This window comes from Deltaproteobacteria bacterium (assembly GCA_026388545.1).
Classification (GTDB): Bacteria; Desulfobacterota; Syntrophia; order Syntrophales; family UBA2185; genus JAPLJS01.
The window spans coordinates 1-6,881 of sequence record JAPLJS010000010.1; the positions used below are offsets into that span (position 1 = coordinate 1).

The following is a 6,881-nucleotide window of genomic DNA, read 5'->3' on the forward strand; positions in this document are numbered from 1 at the left end:
GTATCCTGAATCTTGCCCGGATCGAGAGCAAGGTTTACGAAGGGGAATTCACGAACGTCGACCTTGTTGAGCTGATTCAAGGATTTCTTGCAAGTAACCGCCATATCTTCCGAGGATGTGACATCCATGTCGAGAACCCCTCGGGGAAGGAATTCTATCTGCCCGTCATCATATCCCTGTTTGAGATGCTCCTGATGAATATCCTGACCAATGCCAAGAAATACAATAATTCCGGTAGACCTTGCATCAACATCACCTTCAAGGAGGGGGAGAATGTTCTGCTGATCCGCTTCAAGGACAACGGGATCGGTATCGATGAGGGAGAACGGAAGAAAATATTCAAGAAATTTTATCAGGGCCGACACCACGATGAGCATATCCTCGTAGGAGGAAGCGGCATAGGACTCTATCTAGCTCAGCACATAGCCAGACTCCATCACGGAAAGATCATCGCGGAGAGCGACGGGGCGGGAAAAGGGTCTGTTTTCACGTTGACATTATCCTTATAAAACGAAAAGGAACAATCATGAAAGATACTCTGCAAAAACGCATCCTCATCATCGAGGATGATGAGCATATCGCCCAAGGCCTGAAACTGAATCTCTCCCTTCAAGGGTATGAGGTTTCAATCGCCTATAATGGGACATTGGGCCTTCGGATGTGGAAAGAATGGAATCCTCACCTCATCGTCCTTGATATCATGCTGCCCGGTCTGGATGGTCTGTCAGTCCTGCGCCATATACGCCTGGAGGATGAAAAACTTCCTGTCCTCATCCTTTCGGCGAAAGGGGGCACTGAAGACAAGGTCAAGGGATTCTCCTACGGCGTTGATGACTACCTCGCCAAACCCTTTAATCTGGAGGAGTTCCTCATGCGCATCGAGCGCCTCATGACAAGATCTTCCTGGAGCCGTGGCGGTACCGCCGGGGAAGCGGTGGAAGGACAAGAAATAAAGCAGACATACGTATTTGGGAGCAATACGATTGACTTCGGAACGATGACCGCACAGGGTATACACGGGACGATTCACCTGACGGATCAGGAAGTGCGGTTACTCAGGATCTTTATTGCAAACCGGGGGAAACCCTTGTCGCGCAAGGTCCTGCTGGAGGTAGGCTGGGGGTATTCCGGTGAGACGACGACACGCACCGTCGATAACTTCATCGTGCGTCTGAGGAAGTACTTTGAGAACGACCCGGAGAATCCGGTCTATTTCAAGAGCATTCGCTCCATTGGGTATATCTTCGACCACCCGTAATGTCTCAGAGGGGTCATCGGAGGGGTCAAGTCTGCTTTTGACTCTTACTGATGTCGCTCTTGATCTCCTCGACACGTCTTTTGAACCCTCTGTCACCCGCCATCTGCTTTTTTGTCCTCTCTATGGCACTGCTCACTGAACTGTATTTCGCCATGCCATACTCCCGCCCGATTATCACCAATCGATCGCCTCTTAAATACCGGGTCAAGTAAATGGCAACATTCCGCGGCTCATTTGTCATTCCCCGCTTGCTTCTCAGCAAACTGTCCTCTGCTACTCCGTATGATTTACAAATGGTTTTCCTGATCGTGTCAATCTCCGGGATGAACATCCGCGTATCGGGAATTTCTTCGTTGATCTTTTTCTCAGCATGCTCACTTTTTAACCATTTGATAAAATTTGTACTGCCGAGCACTGGCGGTATCTTCTTTTGTACAAGAATCTTCGTAAGCTCTTCTTGATCATCATGAGACATAAATCTTCTGAAATCTCTCTTGCTTTCGTTTTTGTCGTGCGAAAATAACGAAAGAACAAAGTCCTTAAACAGCCATCCATAATTTGATGCATCCGACAGATAACCGAGATGGCTGCTCCAGGCATAGTCATCAACGGTAGTGGTCGTACCCGCCCGTACCGGATTCCGATGAATGTAACGCACCAACTCCAGGAGGTAGCTGTCGGCATCCACGAGAATCGCTTTGTATCGGCCTCTGAACAGGGGCCCGTCTTCGTTATGCTTCTTGTTGAATCGCTGCGTATAGATACCATTGATATGCCGCATGCATCGAGACAGATTGGCCTCCGGGGTTTGCACCAAGAGGTGATAATGATTCGGCATGAGGCAGTATGCGGCTACATTGACGTTCCAGAGTTCGCGTGATTCCCTCAGGATGGCAATGAATGAGACATAGTCGTCATCAACTGTAAAGACGGGCTCGCCTCGCCGTCCCCGGTTCATCACATGGTACCACGCATCAGGATACTGGATTCGTAACGGTCTGGCCATAAGCGGTATCTACAGGATTTCAATCTAAGAGTCAAGGGCAGACTTGACCCCTTAATTTGACTTCTTGATCTGCACATATCTCTATGATATTGATTTTGAATATATATGGTATAAAGGGAACAAATGAAAACAATAACGACGCCTGACAAATCAAATTTGCCGATCCGTCACATCGAAGATAAATACCCTCAGTTGTTTGAAGAGATCAGCAAATCAGAGCGGGAAAAATCGGTCATTCTTGATGCCATGACCGAACTCGTCCTCTACCTTGATACGGATTTAAAAGTTATATGGGCCAATAAGGCGATGCATGACGCATTTAACCTGGCGCCCGGCCAATTGAACGGGAAACACTGCTATCTGGCGCTTCATAATAGAAGCAGGGCATGCCGCATTTGCCCTGCTGAAAAGACACTCAAAACCGGTGAACCCCACGAGGTAATCGATATTTCTTCATACAAAAAAAACTGGGTTTTGCGCAGCTATCCCGTACGGGATGAAAAAGGCTCTCTCACCGGTGTAGTCGAGATTGTTACGGATATAACGGAACGAAAGAGGGCTGAAGAAGCATTGAGGCAATCGGAGCAGAAGTACAGGGAGCTCTTTGAAAACGCCAATGACATAATTTTTATCCTTGATTTCGATGGTAAAATCTTGTCCTGCAATGCCGCCGTCTCCAAAATCTATGGTTACGAACCGGAGCAGATCATGGGACGCAGTATAGAGAATCTTCTGGATCAGGAGTATCTGCCCGTTGTCCGGGAACTCATTCGAAAGAAAGTCGGCGATATGGAAGCACAAAACCCACAGGAATTCCTCACCTACACAAAAGACGGCGAAGCGGTCTGGGTGGAGGTTAATTCCCGGATCATGAGGGAAAATGGCAGACAAGTCTCAATTCATGGCATTGCCCGTAACATCACCGAACGCAAAAGAATGGAAGAAGCATTGAAAAAGAGAGAGCGGGAGCTGGAAGAAAAATCCCGGAATCTGGGAGATGCGAATACAGCGCTCAAGGTCCTGCTCAAGCGCAGAGAGGAAGACAAATCCGAACTTGAAGAAAAAGTCATTTGTAATATGAGAGAGCTTATTCTGCCGTACATCGAGAATCTAAAAATAACTCATATTGACAGCCATCAGTTAAATCAATTGAAAATCCTCGAGAGAAATATAAACGAGATCATTTCCCCGTTTCTGCGAACCCTTTCCTCAAAATATCCCAATCTTACTCCCATGGAAATCAAGATCATCAATTTTATAAAAGAAGGACGCACGACAAAGGAAATTGCAGAGCTGCTGAATGCATCAGCCAGGACAGTCGAGGTTCACCGGGATAATATCAGGAAAAAACTAAGCTTGAAAAACAGGAAAGCCAACCTGAGATCCCATCTCTTGTCTTTATAATTCCATTAAACCCGCTCCCATTAATACTTATTTTATATACGTATAAATTACGTAATTTTTCCGTATTGCTATTTCTGCGGATAGATGATTCTATAAATGCGCCCCTGCGGGCATATCCATTCGAGAAAGGTTATTGCAGAAATCCGTAAGAAGCTTTCTCATGTCCGGAGAGGCCCAACCGACATACAATTCTTTAAAAAAAGGGGGAAAGATCAATGACAAAAGAGGAAAAAATCGAGGAAATCCGTCAGCGTGCCCGTAAGAATTTTTCTTTGGGGTATAATTGTGCGGAATGTGTCACCGAAGCGGTCCTGAGTCTGGTGGATACGGGACTGCCTCCCGAAGTCAAAAAGGTGGCGACGGGGTTTGGCGGCGGCATCGGTCTCTACGGGGACACCTGCGGAGCCCTTGTCGGCGCCGTCATGGCGGTGAGTGCGGTCCATGGAAGAAGCTCCCTTCCCGAGGGCGAAGGCAAAGAAGCCATGTTAAAGGGGAAGGAGCAACTTTATGGAAGGCCGGGACTCTATAGATTATTCAATCAGATACCCAATCGACTTAAAGAGAAGTACGGCAAGACCATCTGCCGGGAACTGACTTCTCAATGGCAGACAACCTGGCTCTGTCGCGATCATGCCAGGTCTTCAACCTGGAAGTCGCAGCCACGGGTCTTACGAATTCAAAAACGAGGAGGATCGTTATTGGTATTAAAAGAGAATGAACCGGTATTAGAAGTTATCGCCGTTAAAATCGGAAACAGCATTCGCGGCGCCTATAAAGGTCTGGGTGGAACTTTTGCAAGTTTTGTGGACAGTTGTCTTCGAAAGGAGGCTTTACCGGGTTTTTATGAAAAGGGTCTTATTGCGGAAGCTGAACGGAAAGATAAAAATCTGTCGTTGTGTTTGTCCGGGAAACGCCCGGAGGATGCATTAATGGAAGTCATGGATATTGCCCTGCATAATATCGGTGCGTATCCGGACAAAGGGGGCAACGCGGCTTTTTTTATAGAGGTCAAATCTGATAATTAAACCATAAAAGGAGGCAAACGATGGCTTTAGTGACGTCAAAGGAGTATCTGGACAGCGTAAAGAAGCTGAAACCAAGGGTTTATGTCGGCGGGAAGTGGGTGAAGAATCTGCTCGAAAACCCCATCACGAAGTCCATGGTCATGGCCAACGCGGCCATCTACGATCTGGCGCAGCAGCCGGAATGCAAGGAGGTCATGGTTGCCACATCCCACCTGACGGGGGAGCCCATCAACCGCAATCTCAATGTGGCCAGAAACATTCATGACCTCGACATGCGTCAGGAAATGGCGCTTCTGTCCAGCCAGACCGTCGGGACATGCAATTACCGCTGCGTCGGATGTGATGCTCTCAATGCGCTCGCGTCGACGACATGGGAGATGGACCGCGACCTGGGCACGAAATACAATGAACGCTTCAATAACTGGCTCAAAATGGCCCAATCCAAGGATCTTGCCGTCTCAGGCGCCATCACCGACGCCAAAGGCGACCGCAAGAAGCGGCCCTCCCAGCAGGAGGATCGCGATGTCTTCATCCACCTCGTCGAGAAGCGCGACGACGGAATCGTGGTGAGGGGCTACAAGGTGAGCCAGAGCGGCGCCATCGGCTCACACGAAACGCTCGTCCTGCCCGGCGGGGGGCTCAGGGAGGACGAGGAACAGTTCGCCCTGTCCTTCGCCGTGCAAAACAGCGCCCCCGGGCTCTCCTACATCTGCCAGTACAACGCCTACTCGGCCGAGCGGGAGATGTTCGGCGACGACATAGATGAGCTGGGCAACCCCATCTACGGACAGCGAGAAACGTCGACTATGGTTTTCGACAATGTCTTCATCCCCTGGGAGAGGGTGTTCCTGTGCGGTGAGACCAAGTACGCCGGCCGGATGGTGACCCGGTTTGCAAAGGCCCACCGCATGAACTGCGGCGGGGCCTGCAAGGTCGGATTTGCCGATGTGATCATCGGAGGGACCATGCTGGCCGCCGAGTACATCGGTGTGGAAAAAGTACCCCATATTCAGGAAAAGATCATCGATATGGTCCGCCTGAGCGAAACCTCCCACGCCTGCGCCATTGCGGCGGCCATGAGAGGGCGAGAGGAACCCAAGGGATCGGGCGTCTTCCTTCCCGACGATCTCTTTGGAAATGCCGCCAAGCTGAACATCGCTCATGGATTCTGGGAAATCATTAAAAATGCGGGAGATATCGGCGGCGGGCTCGTAGTGACCATGCCGAGATTGAAAGACCTGGAAGACCCGGAGGTCGGACCGGTGCTGAAGAAGGTCTTCGGCGCCGCAGCCCCCGCAGAGAAAAGGCTCAAAGTCGCCAAATTCCTCCAGCACTGGGTGGCCGGGCTTCACGGTGCGGGAACCTGGCACGGCGCCGGCGCCCCCCAGACCCAGCGCTTCATGTTCTCCGTTCTTACGGACTTCGAAAAGAAAAAGAAAATGGCCAAGAAGCTCATGGGCATGAAGGAAGAATAGCTCAATCGGTCAATCAAAGTAAAAAGAGGCAAGATTGTTACCTTGCCTCTTTTTTTATGACAGACCGCTGTAGAACCCATCCTGCGGAAACCAGTCCGCAATATTATTGCTGTTCAAGCACCGTTAAGACCCTTTAAAATAGATTAATTCACGACCAATTTTTCTTCCTGAAAGAAATGATAGATATATCAATACGATTGATGTATGTTTGATGTCGAAATGAACGGGGTAAATGGATTAGTAATTATTTAACATTTTCCTTTTCTAAAAAGAAGGAGACCTTTGCACAACTCGTCCCGAATTTTTGTTCTTGGCTCATCGATTTGCCGTTGAAAACGCAGTTATTCAAAGCTAACATATTGAATATTCTTGACATTTAATGAATATTGTGCCATATTTCCTTCAAATAAAAAGATTCGGAGGATCTATGAGCTTCAAGAAAATGAAAACTAACTTCACCTTCACCGATATCTCCCTCTTCTCTTCCATGGAAAAGAACCGGGCCATCAAAAGAATGGAACAAATCAATGCTATCGTAGATTGGGCCAGAATCGAGGGTTTTCTCATGGGGGAAATCGGGGACATCCATGATAAGAAATGTCAAGAGGAAAACGGAGATTTCCCTTGAGCTTTCCGGATGCCGCCGGTGGCTTTTTGTAACGCCCTTTCCGCCGTCCAATCTTTTTGTTCTTTCCAATGGGTCAGCCTGACGA

General features: G+C 48.7%; 7 protein-coding genes. 6 read left to right on the forward strand and 1 reads right to left on the reverse strand.

Annotated features, from left to right (window positions below):
• Together NTW12_00495 and NTW12_00500 are read left to right on the forward strand one after the other, a co-directional pair.
• A partial coding sequence (locus tag NTW12_00495; protein MCX5844833.1) for a HAMP domain-containing sensor histidine kinase occupies positions 1 to 509 on the forward strand: 509 nt, incomplete at its 5' end.
• A 17-nt stretch (positions 510 to 526) separates the two neighbouring features.
• Complete coding sequence (locus NTW12_00500; GenBank protein MCX5844834.1) at positions 527 to 1,258, forward strand: response regulator transcription factor; 732 nt, start codon at positions 527 to 529, stop codon at positions 1,256 to 1,258.
• A gap of 25 nt (positions 1,259 to 1,283) precedes the next feature.
• Here the strand turns inward: NTW12_00500 and NTW12_00505 are convergent, their stop codons facing one another.
• On the reverse strand, positions 1,284 to 2,264 hold the full coding sequence (locus NTW12_00505) for a transposase (protein ID MCX5844835.1): 981 nt from the start codon (positions 2,262 to 2,264) through the stop codon (positions 1,284 to 1,286).
• Positions 2,265 to 2,387: 123 nt separating this feature from the next.
• On the opposite strand from NTW12_00505, the gene NTW12_00510 reads away from it, so the two are divergent.
• The 4 genes from NTW12_00510 (at position 2,388) to NTW12_00525 (ending at position 6,796) form a co-directional block, all read left to right on the forward strand.
• Positions 2,388 to 3,668 (forward strand): PAS domain S-box protein, encoded by a 1,281-nt coding sequence (locus NTW12_00510; GenBank protein MCX5844836.1) that lies wholly within the window; start codon positions 2,388 to 2,390, stop codon positions 3,666 to 3,668.
• A gap of 215 nt (positions 3,669 to 3,883) precedes the next feature.
• Entirely contained in the window at positions 3,884 to 4,693 is an 810-nt protein-coding gene (locus NTW12_00515; GenBank protein ID MCX5844837.1) for a C-GCAxxG-C-C family protein, read from the forward strand.
• Between the two features lie 20 nt (positions 4,694 to 4,713).
• A complete protein-coding gene (locus tag NTW12_00520) occupies positions 4,714 to 6,168 on the forward strand; it encodes an aromatic ring hydroxylase (GenBank protein ID MCX5844838.1) in 1,455 nt (484 codons plus the stop codon).
• Between the two features lie 427 nt (positions 6,169 to 6,595).
• Positions 6,596 to 6,796 carry a hypothetical protein gene (locus tag NTW12_00525; GenBank protein MCX5844839.1) on the forward strand — a complete coding sequence of 67 codons (201 nt, stop codon included), beginning with the start codon at positions 6,596 to 6,598 and terminating at the stop codon, positions 6,794 to 6,796.
• Positions 6,797 to 6,881: the final 85 nt, after the last annotated feature.